Source organism: Streptomyces malaysiense (genome assembly GCF_000980885.2).
In the GTDB taxonomy this organism is placed as follows: domain Bacteria; phylum Actinomycetota; class Actinomycetes; order Streptomycetales; family Streptomycetaceae; genus Streptomyces; species Streptomyces malaysiense.
Genome location: NZ_LBDA02000034.1, coordinates 1 through 18733, shown reverse-complemented (window position 1 = coordinate 18733; position 18733 = coordinate 1). Strand labels below are relative to the sequence as shown.

Sequence of the window (18733 nt, the reverse complement as noted above, 5' to 3'; positions counted from 1 at the left end):
TGGGCGCATGCAGCCTGTGCTCGACCCGAATCCGCGAAACGGCCAGAAGAAGATGCTGCTCGTCTTCGGCTCCTTCTTCGCGATCTTCGTCATCATCGCCATCGTCGCGACCGTCGCGTCCCCGTGACGCCCCCCGCCGCACGCCCGTGACGCCGCCCGGCCGGCCCCGCCACCAGGCGGTACGCGGTGGGCGGTGGTGCTGGCCCCCCTATCCCCTAGGGGGTAAGGGTCAGGGGTAACTGGGTGGAAAACCCCATGGGTTGGCGGGCGCGGATTCCGTACCTTCGAGTGGTGACCGCAGGGGGCGGTCGCACGACCGGCTCAAGGACCACGGAGGCGACATGCCCGCCCGCACCCACTTCCGGACCCACCCGGCGACCTCGGGCGGCGTCGACATGCGGTTGCCCTGGTGGGCCCTCGCGCTGCCTGTGCTCGCCTTCGGCCTCCTGTTCCTGCTGATACTGAACCCCTCGGACGCGCACGCGGCGAACGCGGACCCGGCGATAGCCCACCTCGTCGAGCGCGCGCAGCGGCTGCTCACGCGCTGACCAGGGGCCGCCCAGCACGGTGAATCCGCATGTCAACTCCCTGCGCCCCATGGCCTGTTTCATGCGAAGCTGGGACGCATGAGCGTCGCAGAACCCCGCAGGATCGCCCTTTTCCGGCATGCGAAAGCCGACTGGCCCCAGGTGTCCGACCATGAGCGCCCGCTCGCCGAGCGGGGCCGGATGGACGCGGCCGTAGCCGGGCGCAGGCTGACCGACTCCGGCCTCGCCTTCGATCTGGCCCTGTGCTCCACCGCGACCCGGACCCGCGAGACCTGGAAGCTCGCCGTCCACGAACTGGACCACCGGCCGAAGACCGTCTACGAGGAGCGGGTGTACGAGGCGTCCCCGGGCCAGCTCATCGCACTGTTGAACGAGGTCCCGGACGACGTGGGCACCCTGATCCTGATCGGCCACAACCCGGGAGTCCACGGCCTCGCCGAGATCCTGGCCGGCTCGGCCGACGGGGATGCCCGCGACCGGATGAACCGCCGCGGCTTCCCGGCCGCCGCCTTCGCCGTGCTCTCCTTCGAGGGTTCCTGGAAGGGCCTGGAGCCGGGCGTGGCCACGTTGACGGACTACTGGGCGCCGTCGGCGTGAGGTGACCCCGGGGCGCGGACCCCGGACACCCGCACGGGCAGGGGCACGGGCGGAGGCCCCGACACGGCGTGGGCCCGCCGCCTGGCACGCCGGGCCCGTTCACCGGCGGGCAGCGGCCGCTCGCCGCCCGCCCCTGCGCACACGCCCCCGCGGGGGCCGTGTCAGCTCTCGTCGTGGGTGTCGGCCGCCTCGACCTCTTCACGGGTGATGCCGAGGAGGTAGAGGACCGTGTCGAGGAAGGGGAAGTTCACGGCCGTGTGCGCGGCCTCGCGCACCACGGGCTTGGCATTGAAGGCGACGCCGAGGCCGGCCGCGTTCAGCATGTCGAGGTCGTTGGCGCCGTCCCCGATCGCCACCGTCTGCACCAGCGGCACCCCGGCCTCCGCCGCGAACCGGCGCAGCAGCCGCGCCTTGCCCGCGCGGTCGACGACCTCGCCGGTGACCCGGCCGGTCAGCTTGCCATCGACGATCTCCAGCGTGTTGGCCTGGGCGAAGTCGAGGCCGAGGCGATCCTTGAGGTCGTCGGTGACCTGGGTGAAGCCGCCGGAGACCACGCCGACCTGGTAGCCGAGCCGCTTCAGGGTGCGGATCAGGGTCCGGGCGCCGGGGGTCAGCCGGATCTCGTTGCGCACCTTCTCGACCACGGAGGCGTCGAGGCCGGCCAGCAGGGCGACGCGGGCGTGCAGCGACTGCTCGAAGTCCAGCTCGCCGCGCATCGCCGCGGCGGTCACCTCGGCGACCTTGTCCTCACAGCCGGCGTGCGCGGCGAAGAGCTCGATGACCTCGTCCTGGATGAGGGTGGAGTCCACGTCCATGACCACGAGGCGCTGCGCGCGCCGGTGCAGGCCCGCGGAGACGACCGCGATGTCGACACCGAGCGCCCCGGCGTCCGAGGCGAGGGCGGTGCGCAGGGGCGCGGTCTCCACGCCGGAGACCGCGAACTCCACTGCGGTCACGGGGTACTTGGCGAGCCGGAAGATGCGGTCGATGTTGCCGCCCGCCTTCGCGATACGGGCGGCGATGGCGGCCGTGGACTCGGCGGTCAGCGGATGGCCGAGGACGGTCACCAGGGAGCGCCCGAGGCCGCGCGGACGGTTGTCGCCGTGCCCCGAGATGATCTCCGCCTGCATCTTCATCGACTCGGCCCAGCTGTGCACGGTGGCCCGCAGATCACCCTCGACGCCGGCCGGCGGCTGGCTCACCAGCGCGCACAGGACCAGGCGCCCCCGGGTGACGACCTGCTCGATGTCGACCACGTCGACGGAGTACGCGGCGAGGGTGTCGAAGAGTCCGGCCGTGATGCCCGGCCGGTCCTTGCCGAAGATCTTGACGAGGAGAGTGGGGACCTCGGAGGTCTGCGCAGCAGTCATGGTCTCACCACCGTATCCGGCACCCGGTGCCGCCCGCCGCCGAGGTCCGCCTGACGGACACGGAACAATCGGTGGCGCCAAGGCGTCGAGGATCTTGCCGACAGCTTCTCACCGGGGCCACCACCACCGCGACCGGGAGCACCGCGGGGCGGCCTGATCCGCCGGACGCAGGGAGCGGGCCGTCGGCCCGGCGGCGGGTGCGGCCCCAGGTGCCCCGCGGTCCACCGCTCTCGCCGCTCTCCCCCGGAGCGCCACAGGGCGATTCGCGCAAGGCCCGGGTTTTGGTCAGGGGGGCGGGCCTGAAATAGTTCCCCACGATGTTCGACATCCCTAGACTCCCTGCGACGGGGGTAATTCGGGGGACAACTCAGTGGGGCATGGAGTGCCGGAACTCGTACTGGAAACAAACGGACGTACCTGGACGCTCGACCCGTCCAGGCCTTACACCCTCGGCAGAGATCCGCAGGGTGACATCGTGTTCGACGACGCCAGGGTCTCCTGGCGACACGCCACGGTCAGCTTCGACGGCCGCAGTTGGGTCGTCGAGGACCACGGCAGCACCAACGGAACCTTTCTCCGGGGTCAGCGGATCCAGCGCACGGAGATAGGCCCGGGGACGGCGCTGCACCTCGGCAACGCGACGGACGGACCGCGGCTGGATCTCGCCGGTGCCGCCGTCGGCCGGCCGCAGCAGGCGCCGTACGCCGCGGCCCCCGCGGGGTGGGCCCAGCAGGCGGCCCCCCAGCAGGCACCGGCTCAGCAGGCGCCGGCTCAGCAGCCCGGCCGGCAGGAGGCGCAACAAGCGCCGCAGCAGCCGCAGTCGGCCCAGCACGCCCCGCAGCAGGCCGCCTTCCCGCAGCAGGCCGGTCCGGGAGCCCCCGCGCACGGGGACCGCAGCCCGACCACGTTCCACCAGTTCGCCCTCGGCCGCGTCATGCGCATCGGCCGTGCCCTGGAGAACGAGCTGGTCGTCTCCGACCTCCAGGTCTCGCGGTACCACGCCGAGTTCCACTCGACGCCCGACGGCCGCTTCGAGATCCGCGACCTCGGTTCGCACAACGGCACGTACGTCAACGGCCACCCGGTGCCCAAGGGCGGCTCGGTGCAGCTCGGCCCGGCCGACATCGTCGGCGTCGGCCACTCCACCTTCCGCATCGTCGGCGACCGGCTCGAGGAGTTCGTCGACACCGGTGAGGTCTCCTTCTCCGCGCGTCATCTGACCGTCACGGTCGACGGCGGCAAGCAGATCCTCAAGGACGTCTCCTTCGGCGTCCCGGAGAAGTCCCTGATCGCGGTCATCGGCCCGTCCGGCTCCGGAAAGTCCACGCTGCTGAAGGCGCTCACCGGCTACCGGCCCGCCAACCAGGGCGAGGTGCTGTACGACAACCGCAATCTGTACAAGCAGTTCGCGGAGCTGCGCCAGCGCATCGGTCTGGTCCCGCAGGACGACATCCTGCACAAGGAACTCACCGTCAAGAAGGCCCTGAAGTACGCGGCCAAGCTGCGCTTCCCCGCCGACACCACCGCCCAGGAGCGTGACGCCCGCATCGAGGAGGTGCTGCGCGAGCTGAAGCTGGACGTCCACAAGGACAAGAAGGTGACGTCCCTGTCCGGCGGTCAGCGCAAGCGCGTCTCGGTGGCCCTGGAGCTGCTGACCAAGCCGTCGCTGATCTTCCTGGACGAGCCCACCTCCGGCCTCGACCCGGGCATGGACCGCGATGTCATGCAGCTGCTGCGCGGCCTCGCCGACGACGGCCGCACCGTGCTCGTCGTCACCCACTCGGTGGCCGAGCTGGCCCTGTGCGACAAGCTGCTGGTGATGGCGCCGGGCGGCGCGGTGGCCTACTTCGGCCCGCCGGAGGAGGCGCTGAACTTCTTCGGCTACGACAGCTGGGCCGATGTCTTCTCGGCCTTCGAGAACTACCGCGACTACGACTGGGCGGGCCGCTGGAAGGGCTCGCAGCACTACCAGATGTACGCCGCGGACTTCGATGCCGTCGCCCCGCAGCAGGCGGCGTACATGCCGCCCCCGGTGGCGATCAAGCCGCCCAAGCCGCAGGCGTGGGGCTCCCAGCTGCTGACCCTGATCCGGCGCTATGTGTCGGTCATCGTCTCCGACAAGGGCTTCCTCGCGCTGACGGTGATCCTGCCCGCGGTCCTGGGCTCGGTCAGCCTGCTGATGAACCACGACCGAGGTCTGCTGGTGAACCCGGCGGTCGACCCGCGCACCGGCCTGCACGTCCCCAACGGCACCGCCACCACCGTGCTGCTGATCCTCTCGGTGGGAGCGTGCTTCGCGGGCGCCGCGAACTCCGTGCGTGAGCTGATCAAGGAACGGGTGATCTACGAGCGGGAGCGGGCGACCGGCCTGTCCCGGTCGGCCTACCTGATGTCCAAGGTGGTCGTGCTCGGCGCCGTCACCGTGCTCCAGGGCCTGATGGTCGGCATGATCGGCTTCTCGCCCCGCAAGATCCCGGACCAGGGCGTGATCCTCGGCAGCTCGACCCTGTTCGAGCTGTGTCTGCCGATCATGGCTCTCGGCTTCACCTCGATGATGGTCGGCCTGGTGATCTCCTCGCTGGTGAAGACCGCCGAGAAGACCATGCCGCTGCTGGTGATGTTCGCGATCATCCAGGTCGTCTTCACCGGCTGCCTCTTCACCCTGCACGGCACGCTCGGCGTCAACGAGTTCTCGTACCTGATGCCCTCGCGCTGGGCGGTGGCCGCGGCCGGCACCACGCTCGACCTGAACAACATCGCCCCCAACGGCGACGACCCGGGCAGCACCGACCCGCTGTGGAACCACACGGCCGGGGCCTGGGGCCTGGACATGATCGCGCTGCTCGCGCTCGGCGCGGTCTGCGGCTTCTTCGTGGCCCGCTTCCTGCGCCGCCACGAGCCGGAGGTCATGCGCAAGTAGTCCCCCGGTACGTCACGAAGGGCGGCACCCCGCAACGGGGTGCCGCCCTTCGGCGTTCGTCAGAGGTCCGCGCCGACCTCAGTACGCGCTGTTGACGTTGTCCATCGAGCCGTAGCGGTGGGCGGCGTAGTTGCAGGCGGCCGTGATGTTGGCGACCGGGTCGTAGATGTTCCACGAGGTACCGGGCACGTGGTACGCGTTGAAGGTGGGCTGGATCACCTGGAGCAGGCCCTTGGACGGGACGCCGTTGATGGCGTTGATGTCCCAGTTGTTGATGGCCCTCGGGTTGCCCGAGGACTCACGCATGATGTTGCGGTACAGACCGTTGTAGCTGCCCGGGATGCCCCTGGCGTGCATGATGTCCAGGGACTGGCGGATCCAGCCGTCGAGGTTGTTCGCGTAGGTCTTCGCCGCGACGGTCTCCATCTGCGGGCGCTGCACGGAGCGGTTGGCGCTCTGCTCGGCGGCGCGCTCCTGCGCGGCCTTCTTCGCGGCGGCGTCGGCGGCGGCCTTCTTCGCGGCGGCGTCGGCGCGCTGCTTGGCGGCGGCCTGGTCGGCGGCCTTCTGCTGCGTGGCGATGGCGTCGAGCTTGACGCTCTGCACGGCGGCGCGGTCGGTGACCGAGCCCTTGACGTTCGACAGCGTGGCGTCCTGGGTGGCGACCTTCGCGACCTGCGCGGTGGTGGCCGGGGAACCGGTGGTGACGGTGTCCGCGTTACCGGGGACGGCCGACAGGGCGACGGCGGCGGTGCCGAGAGCGGCGACACCGGCGACGGCGATCTTGTGGTGCTTGGTCAGGGCGCGATTTCGAGCACGACTGAGGATGTTCTTGGGCATGGCGTTGGACCTCTTCGTTGGCGCGGAGGTCGCTCCTGCGTCCGCCGGGGGAATCGGTTCCTCCCGCACAGAAGCCGCGGGGGGAAACCCACGGCGCTGAGCGACGAGGGCAATTCTTAGCGGCCGCAAAATGCCCTGGCAAAGGTGTGACGTACGATGCTCGGTAGTGGATCAGGGAAGGGCAAAACGGGACAGATTGGACCATCTGTCCCGTTCGTGGCGGGGGGTATATCTCCTATGTCTGTTCGTACGTGATGTAGGCCCTATGTGAGGGCTCACAGAGGGCGCAGATCAATCTCACGTGGAGTTGCCATCGCAACTCGTTCTGTGAGTCTCAGTGCGGGGACTCGTCCCTCAGGAGGAGATGGACGTCCCCGAACTCGTGCCACAGGTAGAGCCCGCGCAGCGCCTCCTCGTACGCACGGTCGACCGCGGCCCGCCCGGCGACGGCCCGCAGCATCAGCAGGTGCGAGGCCTCCGGCTCGTGCAGCCCGGTCAGCAGCCCGTCCACCACCCGCACCCCGCGCTCGGGCGTGACCACCAGGTCCGTCGAGCCCTCGCCCGCCCGCACCGCGCCGTCCGCCGCCACGGCCGACTCCACCGCCCGGACGGCGGTCGTGCCCACCGCGATCACCCGGCCCTCCCCGGCCGCCACCGCGTTGATCGCCCGCGCGGACGCCTCCGGCACGGCGAACCACTCCGGAGCCGGAGGCTCGTGCGCCTCCGCCGACGCCACTCCGGTATGCAAGGTGACCCGCGCGAAACCCACTCCGCTCCGCACCAGCTCCGCGACCACCCGCTCGGTGAAGGGCCGCCCCGCGCTCGGCATCTCCGCGCTGCCCGCGCCGTCGGGACAGGGCAGGGAGAACAGGGTCTGGTACGCCGACAACGGCTGATCACGCGCCGTATAGGAGTACCGGATCGGCCGCCCGTGCCTTTGCAGCAACCCCGGCACCGGCCCACCCGCGACCCGCACCCACCACAACCGCTCCCCGCGCCCGTCCTCGGGTTCCCGCCCATATCCCGGGGGCCGCCCGCTCCGCGGCACCCGTCCGGTCGGCCGCTCCCGCCCGCTCACCGCCGCTCCCACGCTCCCCGGCGCCCGCCCGCCGACCGGCTCCTCCAGCACCAACCGGACCCCCTCCGCCAGCCGCACCTCCGTCCCCGCGCGGGTGCCCGCCCGCGCGCGTGTGGTGCCCCGGCCGTCCGGCTCGCGGAGCTCCACCGCCCAGCGGCCGTCGTCGCCGCGGATCGAGAAGTGCACCACCACGGGCGCGCCCCCGGTCCGGCCGTCCACCGCCGCGGCCAGCGTCGGGGAGGTGTTCACCACCAGCAGGTCCCCGGCCCGCAGCAGCGCCGGCAGCTCGCGGAACGTGTGGTGCGCCACCCGGGTGCCGCGGGACACGAGGAGCCGTACGTCGTCCCGGGTCCGGCCCGGACCCCGCTGCTCGGCGGGCACCCGGGCGGACCGTTCCTCCGGTACCCGCGCGATCATGGTCATCGGCCCGCCACCAGCGTCGCCGCCGTGTACCGCCCACTGGCCGGGCGTTCGTCCAGCAGCCGCAGGAACGCCGGTACCACGGTGTCCGGCTCCGGCCGCTCCTCCCGGTCGTCGGGTACGGCCGCCGCGTACAGGCCGGTCGCCATGTCCCCGGGATCCACCGCCCACACCCGCAGCTCCGGCTCCTCCACGGCGAGCACCGCGGCCAGATGCTCCAGGGCCGCCTTCGAGGCGCCGTAACCGCCCCAGGTCCGGTACGCCCGCGCCGCCGCGTCCGAGCTGACCGCGATCACCGTGCCCGCGGCCGACGCCCGCAGCTGGGGCAGCGCCTCCTGGACGAGGCCCAGCGCGGCGGTGACGTTCACCTCCAGCGCCCGTCGCAGCCCGTCCAGCGGCAGCCCGTCCAGCCGCACCAGCGGCTCGGCGCCGAGCGCGCTCGCGTTGCCCACCAGCAGATCGAGTCCGCCCAGCGCGCGGGCGGCGGCCACCAGCGCGGTCCGGTGCCCGGCGTCCGCGACGTCCCCGGGCAGCGCCGACACCCGGATGCCGTACCGGCCGACCGCCGCCGCGGCCCTTGCCAGCGCCTCCTCGCCCCGCGCGTCCAGCACCAGGTCCCAGCCGCGCCCGGCCAGCGCCTCGGCGAGCGCCCGCCCCAGGCCCTTCGAGGCGCCCGTGATGATCCCCACCGGCATGACTACCGTCCTCTCGTCGCCCTCCGCCCGCTCGGACGGATGCCGATCACCGTAGGAACCCCCCGTCGGCCTCCGCCTCGGCCGCGAGTCCCGGTGCGGAGGGGCCCTTCGGCGTACGACGGCCGCACGGGCCTTCCGGCCTACGCCACCGGGCGGGGTCCCCGGGGTCTACGCCGCCCGGCCTAGGACCAGCGGACGGTGCCGGGCCGCCGGCGGTCCGATCCGCTCCGGCACTCCCCGCCGGTACCGTGAGGGCATGAGCCACCGCCCCCGGTCCGGCCTCGCCGCGGTGAGTTCCGCGCTGCTGGCCATGAGCAGGCATCTGGAGACGCGCGACGTCCTGAAGACGATCGTCGCCTCCGCCCGCGAACTCCTCGACGCGCAGTACGCCGCCCTCGGCGTCCCCGACGACCACGGCGGCTTCGCCCAGTTCGTCGTGGACGGTGTCAGCGACGCCCAGTGGAAGGCGATCGGCCCGCTGCCCCGCCAGCACGGCGTCCTCGCCGCGATGCTGCACGAGGCCCGCCCCGAACGCCTCGCCGATGTGCGCGAGGACCCCCGCTTCGAGGGCTGGCCCGACGCCCACCCCGACCTCGTCGACTTCCTCGGGCTCCCCATCCGCGACGGTGACGAGACCATCGGCGCGCTGTTCCTCGCCAACAAGCTGCGCCCCGCGGGGGGACACCCCCCGTGCCCCGAGCCGGAAGGCGGTTGCGGCTTCACCCAGGAGGACGAGGAACTGCTCGCCCTCCTCGCCCAGCACGCCGCGATAGCCCTCACCAACGCCCGCCTCTACGAGCGCAGCCGCGAACTCACCATCGCCGAGGAGCGCTCCAGGCTCGCCCATGAACTCCACGACGCGGTCAGCCAGAAGCTGTTCTCGCTGCGCCTGACCGCCCAGGCCGCCGCGGCCCTCGTCGACCGCGACCCCGCGCGCGCCAAGGGCGAGCTCCACCAGGTCGCCGCGCTCGCCGCCGAGGCCGCCGACGAACTGCGGGCCGCCGTCGTGGAGTTGCGGCCCGCCGCGCTTGACGAGGACGGGCTGATCGCCACCCTGCGCACCCAGATCCAGGTCCTCGACCGCGCCCACACCGCCCGCGTCACCTTCACCGGCGCCGGCTACCGCGCACTGCCCGCCGCCCAGGAGGAGGCCGTGCTCAGGGTCGCCCAGGAGGCCCTGCACAACGCGCTGCGCCACGCGGACGCGGAGCGCGTCGACGTGAGCGTGGAGCGGCGCGGCCCCGGAGCGGTGCTGCGGGTCGGCGACGACGGCGCCGGCTTCGACCCGGCCGCGGTCGGCCGCGCCGGGCGGCACCTCGGACTGGTCTCGATGCGGGACCGGGCGAGCGGGGTCGGCGGCACGCTGACCGTGGAATCGGCGCCCGGCAAGGGCACCGTGATCGAGATGGAGGTCCCCGGTGGCTGAGCCCATCAAGGTGCTGCTCGTCGACGACCACCAGGTCGTCCGCCGGGGCCTGCGCACCTTCCTGGAGGTGCAGGAGGACATAGTGGTCGTCGGCGAGGCGGCCGACGGCGCGCAGGGGGTGGAACGCGCGGAGGAACTGCGGCCCGACGTCGTCCTCATGGACGTCAAGATGCCGGGCATGGACGGCATCGACGCCCTGCGCAGGCTCCGCGAACTCGACAACCCCGCGCGGGTGCTGATCGTCACCAGCTTCACCGAGCAGCGCACGGTCGTACCCGCCCTGCGCGCGGGCGCCGCCGGATACGTGTACAAGGACGTGGACCCCGACGCCCTGGCCGGCGCCATCCGCTCCGTGCACGCCGGGCACATCCTGCTCCAGCCCGAGGTGGCGGGCGCGCTGCTGTCCCAGGAGGAGGCCAACTCCGTTCAGGGGCGCGGAAGTTCGCTCACCGAGCGGGAGCGCGAGGTGCTCGGCCTGATCGCGGACGGCCGTTCCAACCGGGAGATCGCCCGCGCGCTGGTGCTCTCGGAGAAGACCGTCAAGACGCACGTCTCCAACATCCTGATGAAGCTCGACCTCGCCGACCGCACACAGGCCGCGCTGTGGGCCGTACGGCACGGGGTGGCCGGCTGAGACGTCCGTGCGGCCGCCGTACGCCGGTTCCCCCCAGAAGTCCCGTTCCGGACTGAGATTCATACCGTCGTGGGAATATCACCCGAGTGGCGCATCCCCGGGCGATCTCCGCCGTTCTCCAGTGCGTGCCACGGAGAACCGCCGTGGTGAACGTCCAAGAGGGGTTTGAAAGTGAAGAACCTGAAGAAGGCAGCGGCCGTGACGATGGTGGCCGGTGGCCTGCTGGCCGCCGGCGCCGGCCTGGCCTCCGCCCAGAGCGAGGCGGGCGGCACGGCCGTGAACTCCCCGGGCGTCGTCTCGGGCAACGCCATCCAGGCGCCGGTCCACGTCCCGGTGAACGTGACCGGCGACAGTATCGACGTCATCGGTGTGCTGAACCCGGCCTTCGGCAACACCGGCCTCAACCACTGAGGCGTCTCGACCACGGCGCGGGCCCCCCGGATCCACCGGGGGGCCCGTCCCCTGTCCGGCCCCCCGGGGCCGGCTCACCCCCGCTCCCGCTCCTCCACCATCGAGTTGTACGCCGCCACCTGCGCCCGCCGGGCCGTCCGCTCCACCGGGCGCAGCGCCTGGGTGCGCGCCGCCATCTCGGAGGCGGTCACCGCGGCCCCGTGGCCGTTGTCGTGCGCGAGGGAGATCAGCAGGGCGATCCGCTGGGCCAGCTCCAGAACCCGGGCCGCCCGGGGCGGGTAGCCCGGGGCCAGGACCTCGCGGCCGGCCTCCGACCGCGCCCGGTACGCGTCGATCGCGGCCTCGGCCACCGGGCCCGAGGCGGCCACGTCCAGACGGGCGAGCACCGCCGTCGCGTCCCGCAGGGCCTCCGCCAGCTCACGCTCCGCCTCGCCCAGGGAGGGCACGTCCGCGGGCGGGGCCTCGCGCACCGGCAGGGCGTGCCAGACCACCTCCACGTGCACATCACCCGCGGGGCCGGCCTCGTGCACCTCCGGCACCAGACCGAACGCGGTGCCGAAGCAGACCACCGCCTCCTCCGCGTCCAGCGCCCGCGCGTTGAACTCCGGCGGGCCGCTCAGCCCCAGCGGATGACCGGGCGCGGGCAGCGCCACCCGCAGTCCCGTCGTCCCCAGCGTCCGCAGCCGCCCCAGCGCGAGCGTCAGCCCCACCGGCGCCGCCTCTCCGGGCAGTCCCGCCACCCGGTGCACGGCGTCGTCACCCACAATGGCGAGCGCGGCGTCATCCGGAGAGACAAGTCCGGCCAAAAGGGCATTTCCCCAAGCGGCGAGGCGTCCTGAACGCGGTTCCGTGAGCATGCCCCCACCCTAAGGACCGGACCGATGGAATGGACCGGCGCACCGGTGGCGTAGATTTCATAGGGGCCGTGCCCACCGGCGCGGCGGACCGCGCCACAGGCGTACGCGACAGCCGAGACCGGCCACACTGCAAGGGGAGACAACGCGCTCATGAGCGATGTTCTGGAGCTTCAGGACGTATCCGTGGTCCGTGAGGGCCAGGCTCTGGTGGACCAGGTCTCCTGGTCGGTGAAGGAGGGTGAACGCTGGGTCATCCTCGGCCCCAACGGCGCCGGCAAGACCACCCTCCTGAACGTCGCCTCCAGCTACCTCCACCCCACCAGGGGCTCCGTCACCATCCTCGGCGAGACCCTGGGCAGGCCCGGCACCGACGTCTTCGAGCTGCGCCCCCGCGTCGGCGTGGCCGGCATCGCCCTCGCCGAGAAGCTCCCCAAGCGCCAGACGGTCCTCCAGACGGTCCTCACCGCCGCCTACGGCATGACCGCCGCCTGGAAGGAGGAGTACGAGGACGTGGACGAGCAGCGCGCCCGCGCCTTCCTCGACCGCCTCGGCATGAGCGACTACCTCGACCGCCGCTTCGGCACCCTCTCCGAGGGCGAGCGCAAGCGCACCCTCATCGCCCGCGCCCTGATGAGCGACCCCGAACTGCTGCTCCTGGACGAGCCCGCCGCCGGCCTCGACCTCGGCGGCCGCGAGGACCTGGTGCGCCGCCTCGGCCGGCTCGCCCGCGACCCCATCGCACCCTCGATGATCATGGTCACCCACCATGTCGAGGAGATCGCCCCCGGCTTCTCCCACGTCCTGATGATCCGTCAGGGCAAGGTCCTCACCGCCGGCCCGATCGAGCTGGAGCTGACCTCCCGCAACCTCTCCCGCTGCTTCGGCCTCCCGCTCGTGGTCGAGCAGGTCGGCGACCGCTGGACCGCCCACGGCCTGCCGCTGTCCTGACCCCGGCGCCGCCCCCGGCCACCCCCGGCCGTCCGTGACCCCACCCCGCCCAGGCCCCTCGCGCGAACCCCCCAGGCCCCCGACGCGCCCTGTCCGCCGCCCGGTCGTGGCCCTACGATGACCACGTGAACGACATCGACGCATGGGTGTGGTGGCTCGTCGGCGCGGCCGCGCTCGGAATCCCGCTCGTCGTCACCGCCATGCCCGAGTTCGGCATGTTCGCGGTGGGAGCCGTCGCGGCCGCGGTCGTCGCCGCCCTCGGACCCGGCGTCGTCGCCCAGGTGATCACGTTCCTCGTCGTCTCCGTCGCGCTCATCGCCGTCGTACGGCCCGTCGCGAACCGGCACAGCAGGCAGCGGCCTCAGCTGGCCAGCGGCATCGAGGCGTTGAAGGGCAAGCAGGCCGTCGTGCTGGAACGGGTCGACGGCCGCGGCGGCCGCGTCAAGCTCGCCGGGGAGATCTGGTCGGCCCGCGCCCTGGACGCCGACCGGGCCTACGAGGCGGGCCAGGAGGTGGACGTCGTGGACATCGAAGGAGCCACCGCGATCGTCATCTGAGCCATCCTGCCCGCGAGTTGGGCCCGAGTCTGTCAGACTCGACGGGCAAGATCCTTTGAACAGGCACGAGCAACGGGCGCGACGCCGTCCGAAGGCGTACAGGCGGAGAGGGGTACGGGGAACACGATGGAACCGGTCATCATCGTCCTGATCATTCTGGTGGTGTTGGTCTTCATCGCCCTGATCAAGACCATCCAGGTCATCCCACAGGCCAGCGCGGCCATCGTCGAGCGCTTCGGCCGCTACACGCGGACCCTGAACGCGGGCCTGAACATCGTGGTCCCGTTCATAGACACCATCCGCAACCGCATCGACCTGCGCGAGCAGGTCGTACCGTTCCCGCCCCAGCCGGTGATCACCCAGGACAACCTGGTCGTCAACATCGACACCGTCATCTACTACCAGGTGACGGACGCCCGCGCGGCCACCTACGAGGTCGCCAGCTACATCCAGGCGATCGAGCAGCTCACCGTCACCACGCTGCGCAACATCATCGGCGGCATGGACCTGGAGCGCACCCTCACCTCCCGTGAGGAGATCAACGCCGCCCTGCGCGGCGTCCTGGACGAGGCCACGGGCAAGTGGGGCATCCGCGTCAACCGCGTGGAACTGAAGGCCATCGAGCCGCCGACCTCCATCCAGGACTCGATGGAGAAGCAGATGCGCGCCGACCGTGACAAGCGCGCCGCCATCCTCACAGCGGAGGGCACCCGGCAGGCCGCGATCCTCACGGCCGAGGGCGAGAAGCAGTCCCAGATCCTGCGCGCCGAGGGTGAGGCCAAGGCCGCCGCCCTGCGCGCCGAGGGTGAGGCCCAGGCCGTCCGGACGGTCTTCGAGGCCATCCACGCCGGCGACCCGGACCAGAAGCTGCTCTCCTACCAGTACCTCCAGATGCTGCCGAAGATCGCCGAGGGCGACGCCAACAAGCTCTGGATCGTCCCCAGCGAGATCGGCGACGCGCTCAAGGGACTCTCCGGCGCCATGGGCAACTTCGGCCCCCTGGGCGGCGGCAACAGCGGCGGCGGCGCCACCCTCCCCGCTCAGAACAAGGGCCCGGCCACGGAGCGCCGCGAAAAGCCGAGCATCGACTGAGGACCGGTTCGACGTCGGTACGGCACCGCGCCCCTCAGGGAGCGCGGTGCCGTACCGATGTCCGGCTTCCGCCGCGCGGGCGCGATCGACCAGGAACCGCCGGCCCGCGGCCGACGCCCGTCAGCGGGCCCTACCGCCCGTGGTCAGGCCGCGTCCCGAGCCATCCAGTCAGGCAGAGCCGCGAAGTCCTCGGCACCCAGCGTGAGCAGCATCGCATCCGCCGGAGTCGGCTCGAACGGCGCCCGCAGCAATGTCATCCCGGCCTCCTCCGGAGTCCGGTCCGCCTTCCGGTGATTGTCCTCCGCACACGCCGCCACCGTGTTCAGCCACGTGTCCTGCCCACCCTGCGCCCGCGGCACCACATGGTCCACCGTCGTCGCCCTGCGCCCGCAGTACAAGCACCGGTGCCGGTCCCGCACCAGCACCCCCCGCCGCGACCACGGCGCTCGTCTTCGGAACGGCACCCGTACATATCTGCAGAGCCTGATCACACGGGGCGCGGGTATGTCCACATCGGCCCCCCGCATCCGCAGCTCGGGATGGGCCTGCTCGACCACCGCCTTGTCCTGGAGCACCAGGACGACGGCTCGGTTCAGAGTCACCGTAGACAGCGGCTCGAAACTCGCGTTCAGCACCAGCGTGTCACGCATCCAGCCCACCTCCCGTGCGCACCTGCCCACCCCGCGGCGGGCTCGGATCAACTCTGGACGGGCGCGCCGAGATGGACAACGCAATAAAAAATGCCCGCCTCCGATCACTTCCAAGACCGGAGACGGGCAAACGTTCAATGAACGCTTGGCTCAAACAAGACGCACTGCTCAGCCCTGCGCGGTGTTCTCGTACTCGCCGATCAGCTGCGCCCGCGCGATCGCGTGGAACCGCAGATTGAAACCGACGAAGGCCGGCGAGGCGTCCGCGTCCGGACCCAGCTTCTCCTGGTCCACCGCGTACACCGTGAACACGTAGCGGTGCGGGCCGTCCCCGGGCGGCGGGGCGGCGCCGCCGAAGTCCCGCGTCCCGTAGTCGTTGCGCGCGTGCACGGCGCCCTCGGGCAGGCCCTCGAAGTTGCCGCTCGCCGCGCCCGCGGGCAGCTCCGTCACCGAGGCCGGGATGTCGAACAGGACCCAGTGCCAGAACCCGCTGCCGGTCGGCGCGTCCGGGTCGTAGCAGGTCACGGCGAAGCTCTTGGTCTCCGGCGGGAAGCCCGCCCAGCGCAGCTGCGGCGAGGTGTTGCCCTCCGCGTAGACCTGAGCACCCGTCAGCGTCGCGCCCTCCCGGACGTCGTCGCTCGTCACCGTGAACGACGGCACCGGCGGGTGGAAGTCATGGGGGAGCGGTCGCCGCTTGAGCTCGGTCACCTTGTTACCTCCTGATCGATGACTTGAAAGAACAGTCCGCAGCCTAGAACCAGTTGCGCCGGCTGCCGACCTCGGACAGCCACTGGTTGAGGTACGCCGCCCAATCGGTCCCCTGCCAGTCGTGGTGGCCCACCTGGAAGGAGCGGTAGGTGTCCGAGCCCTCGCTGAACAGACCCGCCTTCTTGTCCATCTCCAGTACGACGTCCATGGCGTGCTCGTCGGCCACGAAGCTCAGCTCGACCTGGTTCAGGCCGCGGTACTGCGGCGGCGGGTAGAACTCGATCTCCTGGTAGAACGGCAGCCGCTGCCGGGTGCCCCGGATGTGGCCGCGCTCCATGTCGGCGTTCTTGAAACGGAAGCCGAGGCTGACGAACGCGTCCAGGATCGCCTGCTGCGCCGGGAGCGGGTGCACATTGACCGGGTCCAGGTCGCCGGAGTCCACGGCCCGCGCGATCGCCAGCTCGGTCGTCACCCCGATGTGCATCCCGCGCAGCGCCTGGCCGTCGATCATCGTCACCGGCGTCTCCCAGGGGATCTCCAGGCCGAACGGCACCACGTGCACGGCCCCCGCCTGAAGCTCGAAGGCACCGCCGAGCCGCACCTCGGCGAACTCGATGTCCTGCTTGTACTCCTGATCGCCGCTCTCGACCTCGACCCGCGCCTGGAGGCCGACGGACAGTCCCTCGACGGCCTGGTTCACGGAGCCGCCCTGGATCCGCACCTCACCCTGGACCACGCCACCCGGCACGACATTCACCTCGGTGAGCACCGTCTCGACCGAGGCACCGCCGGCTCCGAGGCTCGCGAGCAGCTTCTTGAACGCCATTGACTCTCCCTTTACGAACGGACCTCGCCCCTACAAACGCGATCATCCCCAGAGCCGGTTCCGCTCGGCCGTGCCCCGTTCGGGCCACCCCCCCCCGTGGACTACCCTCGGAGGGCATGATCGCGCCCCGGGACCGTATGCCACTGCCGAGGAGATTCTTCGACCGCCCGGTCCTGCAGGTCGCCCCCGACCTCTTCGGCCGCGTCCCGGTCCGTGCGACGCCCGACGGCCCGATCTCGGTGCGCCTGACGGAGGTCGAGGCGTACGACGGCCCGAACGACCCGGGTTCCCACGCCTACCGCGGCCGCACCGCACGCAACGCGGTGACGTTCGGGGAGCCCGGACATGTGTACGTCTATGCCACCTTCGGCATGTCAAGGCGATCAGCATGAATGTCGACGTCCTCGCCCACCCTGCCGAAGAGGTCGCCCCAAAGCTGCTTGGGAGTGTCCTCACCTGCAGGACCCCCGAGGGGACCGTCAGCATCGTCGTCACGGAGACCGAGGCGTACTCCGGTACGGCTGACCCAGCTTCCCATGCCTACCGAGGCCAGACACCCCGTAACGCCGTCATGTTCGGACCCGCAGGACACCTGTACGTCTACCGATCCCACGGTCTCCACTGGTGCGCCAATGTCGTCACCGGAACGGGCGGCATCGCCTCGGCCGTCCTCATCCGGGCAGGCAGGGTCATCGAGGGGGAAGACCTGGCACGCGAGCGGCGAGGTGAGAAGGTCGAGAGTCCACGCCTTGCCCGAGGTCCGGGGAACTTCTGTCAGGCTCTCGGCATCACGGGAGAGCACAACGGCGCAGACCTCCTGACAGGTACCTGGGTCGGGTTGTCCGAGGGTGAGCCGGTACCTACCGCGCTCATCCGGGTTGGTCCTCGGGTGGGAGTGAGCAGGGCCCACGACTGGCAACACCGGTTCTACATCGCCGGTGACCCAACGGTCTCGGCGTACCGACTGAGCCCGAGAGCCAAGCCGTCCGCCGGAGCCTGAGCCGCTGTGCGCCCTGCTCACGGCTCGCCGGTGAGTCGGCGCAGTTGGTCCAGGAGGCGGGTGATCGCTCGCGAGCGTGGCGCGTGACGCGTTCCTGGCCGGTCCGGTAACCGCCGACGTGCGCCGACTCGGGCCGGACGGGTGATGGCGCGTCTCCCAAGGCAGCACCGACCTAGCGTTCGGGACTGCTGCATGATCGCTCGCACTGCATGTCTCCTGCTTGTCGTTGCCTCGCTAACGACGTACATGCTTGGTAAGTCACCTATGGCATGCGGCACTGCATGAACCTGGTGCGGTCCCGAGGGCAGGGCGAGTGCCGTACTGCTGCGGGCCGGCGAGATCGTCGAGGGTGTGGAGCCCGCCCGCAAGCGCCGGCCCTCGGCCCGCAGGGACGAGGAACTGGCCGAGGGCCCGGCCCGGCTCGCCACCGCGCTGGAGGTCGACCGCGCCCTGGACGGCACGGACGCCTGCGCCTCGGGCGGGACGCCGCTGCGGATCCTGACCGGTACCCCCGTACCCGCTGAACAGGTGAGGAGCGGTCCGTGCACCGGGGTCGCGGGGGAGGGCGGCAACGGCGAGGCCCATCCGTGGCGTTACTGGGTGGCCGGCGATCCGACGGTGAGTCCGTACCGCGCCCATGTTGCGCGGCGTCGGCGAAGTTGACTCGCCCCCCGAAGGTGCGTAATGTATCCCGAGCCGCTGAACCGGGTACGGCAATCGCCTGCAGCCGGAGCGGCCAACCCACTACCTAGTCCAACCCCTTCACCGGGGTCGTTTTCGACGCGTTCGCGTGCCCGAATTCGAACCCGAGGGACTCGATTATGAGGCCCGCAGGGAATGAGCTAACGTAGTGAATGTCGAAAGGGTCGAAGCGAAAGCCGAAAGCCCCAAGACAAGCCCGCCGACCGGGAATCGGAGCCGAAAGGATCTGATAGAGTCGGAAACACCGAAGGGAAGCCCGGAGGAAAGCCTGAGAGGGTGAGTACGAAGGAAGCGACCGTTCCTTGAGAACTCAACAGCGTGCCAAAAGTCAACGCCAGATATGTTGATACCCCGTCTCCGGTCGTCATGACCGGGACGTGGTTCCTTTGAAATAAACACAGCGAGGACGCTGTGAACGGTCGGACTATTCCTCCGACTGTTCCGCTCTTCGGATGTG

Annotated in this window: 19 protein-coding genes and 2 pseudogenes; 13 read left to right on the top strand and 8 right to left on the bottom strand. The window is 71.1% G+C overall.

Annotation, left to right across the window (positions count from 1 at the left end):
* Positions 1–7 precede the first annotated feature (7 nt).
* The 3 genes from VT52_RS39415 (at position 8) to VT52_RS15345 (ending at position 1145) form a co-directional block, all read left to right on the top strand.
* Positions 8–127 (top strand): SGM_5486 family transporter-associated protein, encoded by a 120-nt coding sequence (locus VT52_RS39415; protein WP_276207946.1) that lies wholly within the window; start codon positions 8–10, stop codon positions 125–127.
* A 214-nt stretch (positions 128–341) separates the two neighbouring features.
* A complete protein-coding gene (locus tag VT52_RS15350) occupies positions 342–548 on the top strand; it encodes a hypothetical protein (RefSeq protein ID WP_046416987.1) in 207 nt (68 codons plus the stop codon).
* Positions 549–626: 78 nt separating this feature from the next.
* Positions 627–1145 (top strand): SixA phosphatase family protein, encoded by a 519-nt coding sequence (locus VT52_RS15345; protein ID WP_046416986.1) that lies wholly within the window; start codon positions 627–629, stop codon positions 1143–1145.
* A 161-nt stretch (positions 1146–1306) separates the two neighbouring features.
* Here the strand turns inward: VT52_RS15345 and serB are convergent, their stop codons facing one another.
* Positions 1307–2515 carry a phosphoserine phosphatase SerB gene (gene serB / locus VT52_RS15340; RefSeq protein ID WP_046416985.1) on the bottom strand — a complete coding sequence of 403 codons (1209 nt, stop codon included), beginning with the start codon at positions 2513–2515 and terminating at the stop codon, positions 1307–1309.
* Positions 2516–2897: 382 nt separating this feature from the next.
* On the opposite strand from serB, the gene VT52_RS15335 reads away from it, so the two are divergent.
* Positions 2898–5435 (top strand): FHA domain-containing protein, encoded by a 2538-nt coding sequence (locus VT52_RS15335; RefSeq protein WP_046416983.1) that lies wholly within the window; start codon positions 2898–2900, stop codon positions 5433–5435.
* A 78-nt stretch (positions 5436–5513) separates the two neighbouring features.
* Here the strand turns inward: VT52_RS15335 and VT52_RS15330 are convergent, their stop codons facing one another.
* From VT52_RS15330 to VT52_RS15320, 3 genes are all read right to left on the bottom strand, one after another.
* Positions 5514–6272 (bottom strand): transglycosylase SLT domain-containing protein, encoded by a 759-nt coding sequence (locus tag VT52_RS15330; protein WP_046416982.1) that lies wholly within the window; start codon positions 6270–6272, stop codon positions 5514–5516.
* Positions 6273–6606: 334 nt separating this feature from the next.
* Positions 6607–7773: an S-adenosylmethionine:tRNA ribosyltransferase-isomerase gene (locus VT52_RS15325; protein ID WP_046416981.1), complete on the bottom strand. Its 1167-nt coding sequence runs from the start codon at positions 7771–7773 to the stop codon at positions 6607–6609.
* Entirely contained in the window at positions 7770–8465 is a 696-nt protein-coding gene (locus VT52_RS15320; RefSeq protein ID WP_046416979.1) for an SDR family NAD(P)-dependent oxidoreductase, read from the bottom strand. The genes VT52_RS15325 and VT52_RS15320 overlap by 4 nt, the downstream gene beginning before the upstream one ends.
* A gap of 256 nt (positions 8466–8721) precedes the next feature.
* Here VT52_RS15320 and VT52_RS15315 point away from each other — a divergent pair, with 256 nt between their 5' ends.
* The 3 genes from VT52_RS15315 (at position 8722) to VT52_RS15305 (ending at position 10936) form a co-directional block, all read left to right on the top strand.
* On the top strand, positions 8722–9891 hold the full coding sequence (locus tag VT52_RS15315) for a GAF domain-containing sensor histidine kinase (protein ID WP_046416977.1): 1170 nt from the start codon (positions 8722–8724) through the stop codon (positions 9889–9891).
* The gene (locus tag VT52_RS15310; protein WP_046416975.1) at positions 9884–10525 is read left to right on the top strand and encodes a response regulator; all 642 of its coding nucleotides are present in this window, start codon (positions 9884–9886) and stop codon (positions 10523–10525) included. The genes VT52_RS15315 and VT52_RS15310 overlap by 8 nt, the downstream gene beginning before the upstream one ends.
* Positions 10526–10696: 171 nt before the next feature.
* Positions 10697–10936, top strand: a complete 240-nt coding sequence (locus VT52_RS15305; RefSeq protein WP_046416974.1) for a chaplin — start codon at positions 10697–10699, stop codon at positions 10934–10936.
* A 74-nt stretch (positions 10937–11010) separates the two neighbouring features.
* On the opposite strand, the gene VT52_RS15300 is transcribed toward VT52_RS15305, so the two are convergent.
* Positions 11011–11793, bottom strand: coding sequence for a hypothetical protein (locus VT52_RS15300; RefSeq protein WP_079175066.1), 783 nt, complete (start codon positions 11791–11793; stop codon positions 11011–11013).
* Between the two features lie 150 nt (positions 11794–11943).
* Here VT52_RS15300 and VT52_RS15295 point away from each other — a divergent pair, with 150 nt between their 5' ends.
* From VT52_RS15295 to VT52_RS15285, 3 genes are all read left to right on the top strand, one after another.
* Positions 11944–12741: an ABC transporter ATP-binding protein gene (locus VT52_RS15295; RefSeq protein ID WP_046416972.1), complete on the top strand. Its 798-nt coding sequence runs from the start codon at positions 11944–11946 to the stop codon at positions 12739–12741.
* A gap of 125 nt (positions 12742–12866) precedes the next feature.
* A complete protein-coding gene (locus VT52_RS15290; RefSeq protein WP_046416971.1) occupies positions 12867–13298 on the top strand; it encodes an NfeD family protein in 432 nt (143 codons plus the stop codon).
* Positions 13299–13424: 126 nt separating this feature from the next.
* The gene (locus VT52_RS15285; RefSeq protein ID WP_046416970.1) at positions 13425–14390 is read left to right on the top strand and encodes an SPFH domain-containing protein; all 966 of its coding nucleotides are present in this window, start codon (positions 13425–13427) and stop codon (positions 14388–14390) included.
* A gap of 143 nt (positions 14391–14533) precedes the next feature.
* On the opposite strand, the gene VT52_RS15280 is transcribed toward VT52_RS15285, so the two are convergent.
* From VT52_RS15280 to VT52_RS15270, 3 genes are all read right to left on the bottom strand, one after another.
* Complete coding sequence (locus tag VT52_RS15280) at positions 14534–15040, bottom strand: HNH endonuclease (protein ID WP_046417129.1); 507 nt, start codon at positions 15038–15040, stop codon at positions 14534–14536.
* Positions 15041–15208: 168 nt separating this feature from the next.
* Entirely contained in the window at positions 15209–15748 is a 540-nt protein-coding gene (locus VT52_RS15275) for a YbhB/YbcL family Raf kinase inhibitor-like protein (protein WP_046416969.1), read from the bottom strand.
* 43 nt (positions 15749–15791) lie between these two features.
* The gene (locus VT52_RS15270; protein WP_046416967.1) at positions 15792–16574 is read right to left on the bottom strand and encodes a sporulation protein; all 783 of its coding nucleotides are present in this window, start codon (positions 16572–16574) and stop codon (positions 15792–15794) included.
* Positions 16575–16690: 116 nt separating this feature from the next.
* On the opposite strand from VT52_RS15270, the pseudogene VT52_RS15265 reads away from it, so the two are divergent.
* The 3 genes and pseudogenes from VT52_RS15265 to VT52_RS15260 form a co-directional block, all read left to right on the top strand.
* A pseudogene (locus VT52_RS15265) lies at positions 16691–16948 on the top strand (DNA-3-methyladenine glycosylase); the annotation flags it as partial.
* Between the two features lie 14 nt (positions 16949–16962).
* Complete coding sequence (locus tag VT52_RS35675) at positions 16963–17574, top strand: DNA-3-methyladenine glycosylase (protein ID WP_079175065.1); 612 nt, start codon at positions 16963–16965, stop codon at positions 17572–17574.
* A gap of 260 nt (positions 17575–17834) precedes the next feature.
* Positions 17835–18237, top strand: a pseudogene (locus tag VT52_RS15260) (DNA-3-methyladenine glycosylase); the annotation flags it as partial.
* Positions 18238–18733: the final 496 nt, after the last annotated feature.

Bases quoted from the DNA above. Each gene is read 5' to 3' on its own strand.
- VT52_RS39415 (WP_276207946.1), top strand. From the start codon at position 8: ATGCAGCCTGTGCTCGACCCGAATCCGCGAAACGGCCAGAAGAAGATG.
- VT52_RS15350 (WP_046416987.1), top strand. From the start codon at position 342: ATGCCCGCCCGCACCCACTTCCGGACCCACCCGGCGACCTCGGGCGGC.
- VT52_RS15345 (WP_046416986.1), top strand. From the start codon at position 627: ATGAGCGTCGCAGAACCCCGCAGGATCGCCCTTTTCCGGCATGCGAAA.
- serB (WP_046416985.1), bottom strand. From the start codon at position 2,515: ATGACTGCTGCGCAGACCTCCGAGGTCCCCACTCTCCTCGTCAAGATC.
- VT52_RS15330 (WP_046416982.1), bottom strand. From the start codon at position 6,272: ATGCCCAAGAACATCCTCAGTCGTGCTCGAAATCGCGCCCTGACCAAG.
- VT52_RS15325 (WP_046416981.1), bottom strand. From the start codon at position 7,773: ATGACCATGATCGCGCGGGTACCGGAGGAACGGTCCGCCCGGGTGCCC.
- VT52_RS15320 (WP_046416979.1), bottom strand. From the start codon at position 8,465: ATGCCGGTGGGGATCATCACGGGCGCCTCGAAGGGCCTGGGGCGGGCG.
- VT52_RS15315 (WP_046416977.1), top strand. From the start codon at position 8,722: ATGAGCCACCGCCCCCGGTCCGGCCTCGCCGCGGTGAGTTCCGCGCTG.
- VT52_RS15300 (WP_079175066.1), bottom strand. From the start codon at position 11,793: ATGCTCACGGAACCGCGTTCAGGACGCCTCGCCGCTTGGGGAAATGCC.
- VT52_RS15295 (WP_046416972.1), top strand. From the start codon at position 11,944: ATGAGCGATGTTCTGGAGCTTCAGGACGTATCCGTGGTCCGTGAGGGC.
- VT52_RS15285 (WP_046416970.1), top strand. From the start codon at position 13,425: ATGGAACCGGTCATCATCGTCCTGATCATTCTGGTGGTGTTGGTCTTC.
- VT52_RS15280 (WP_046417129.1), bottom strand. From the start codon at position 15,040: ATGCGTGACACGCTGGTGCTGAACGCGAGTTTCGAGCCGCTGTCTACG.
- VT52_RS15270 (WP_046416967.1), bottom strand. From the start codon at position 16,574: ATGGCGTTCAAGAAGCTGCTCGCGAGCCTCGGAGCCGGCGGTGCCTCG.
- VT52_RS35675 (WP_079175065.1), top strand. From the start codon at position 16,963: ATGAATGTCGACGTCCTCGCCCACCCTGCCGAAGAGGTCGCCCCAAAG.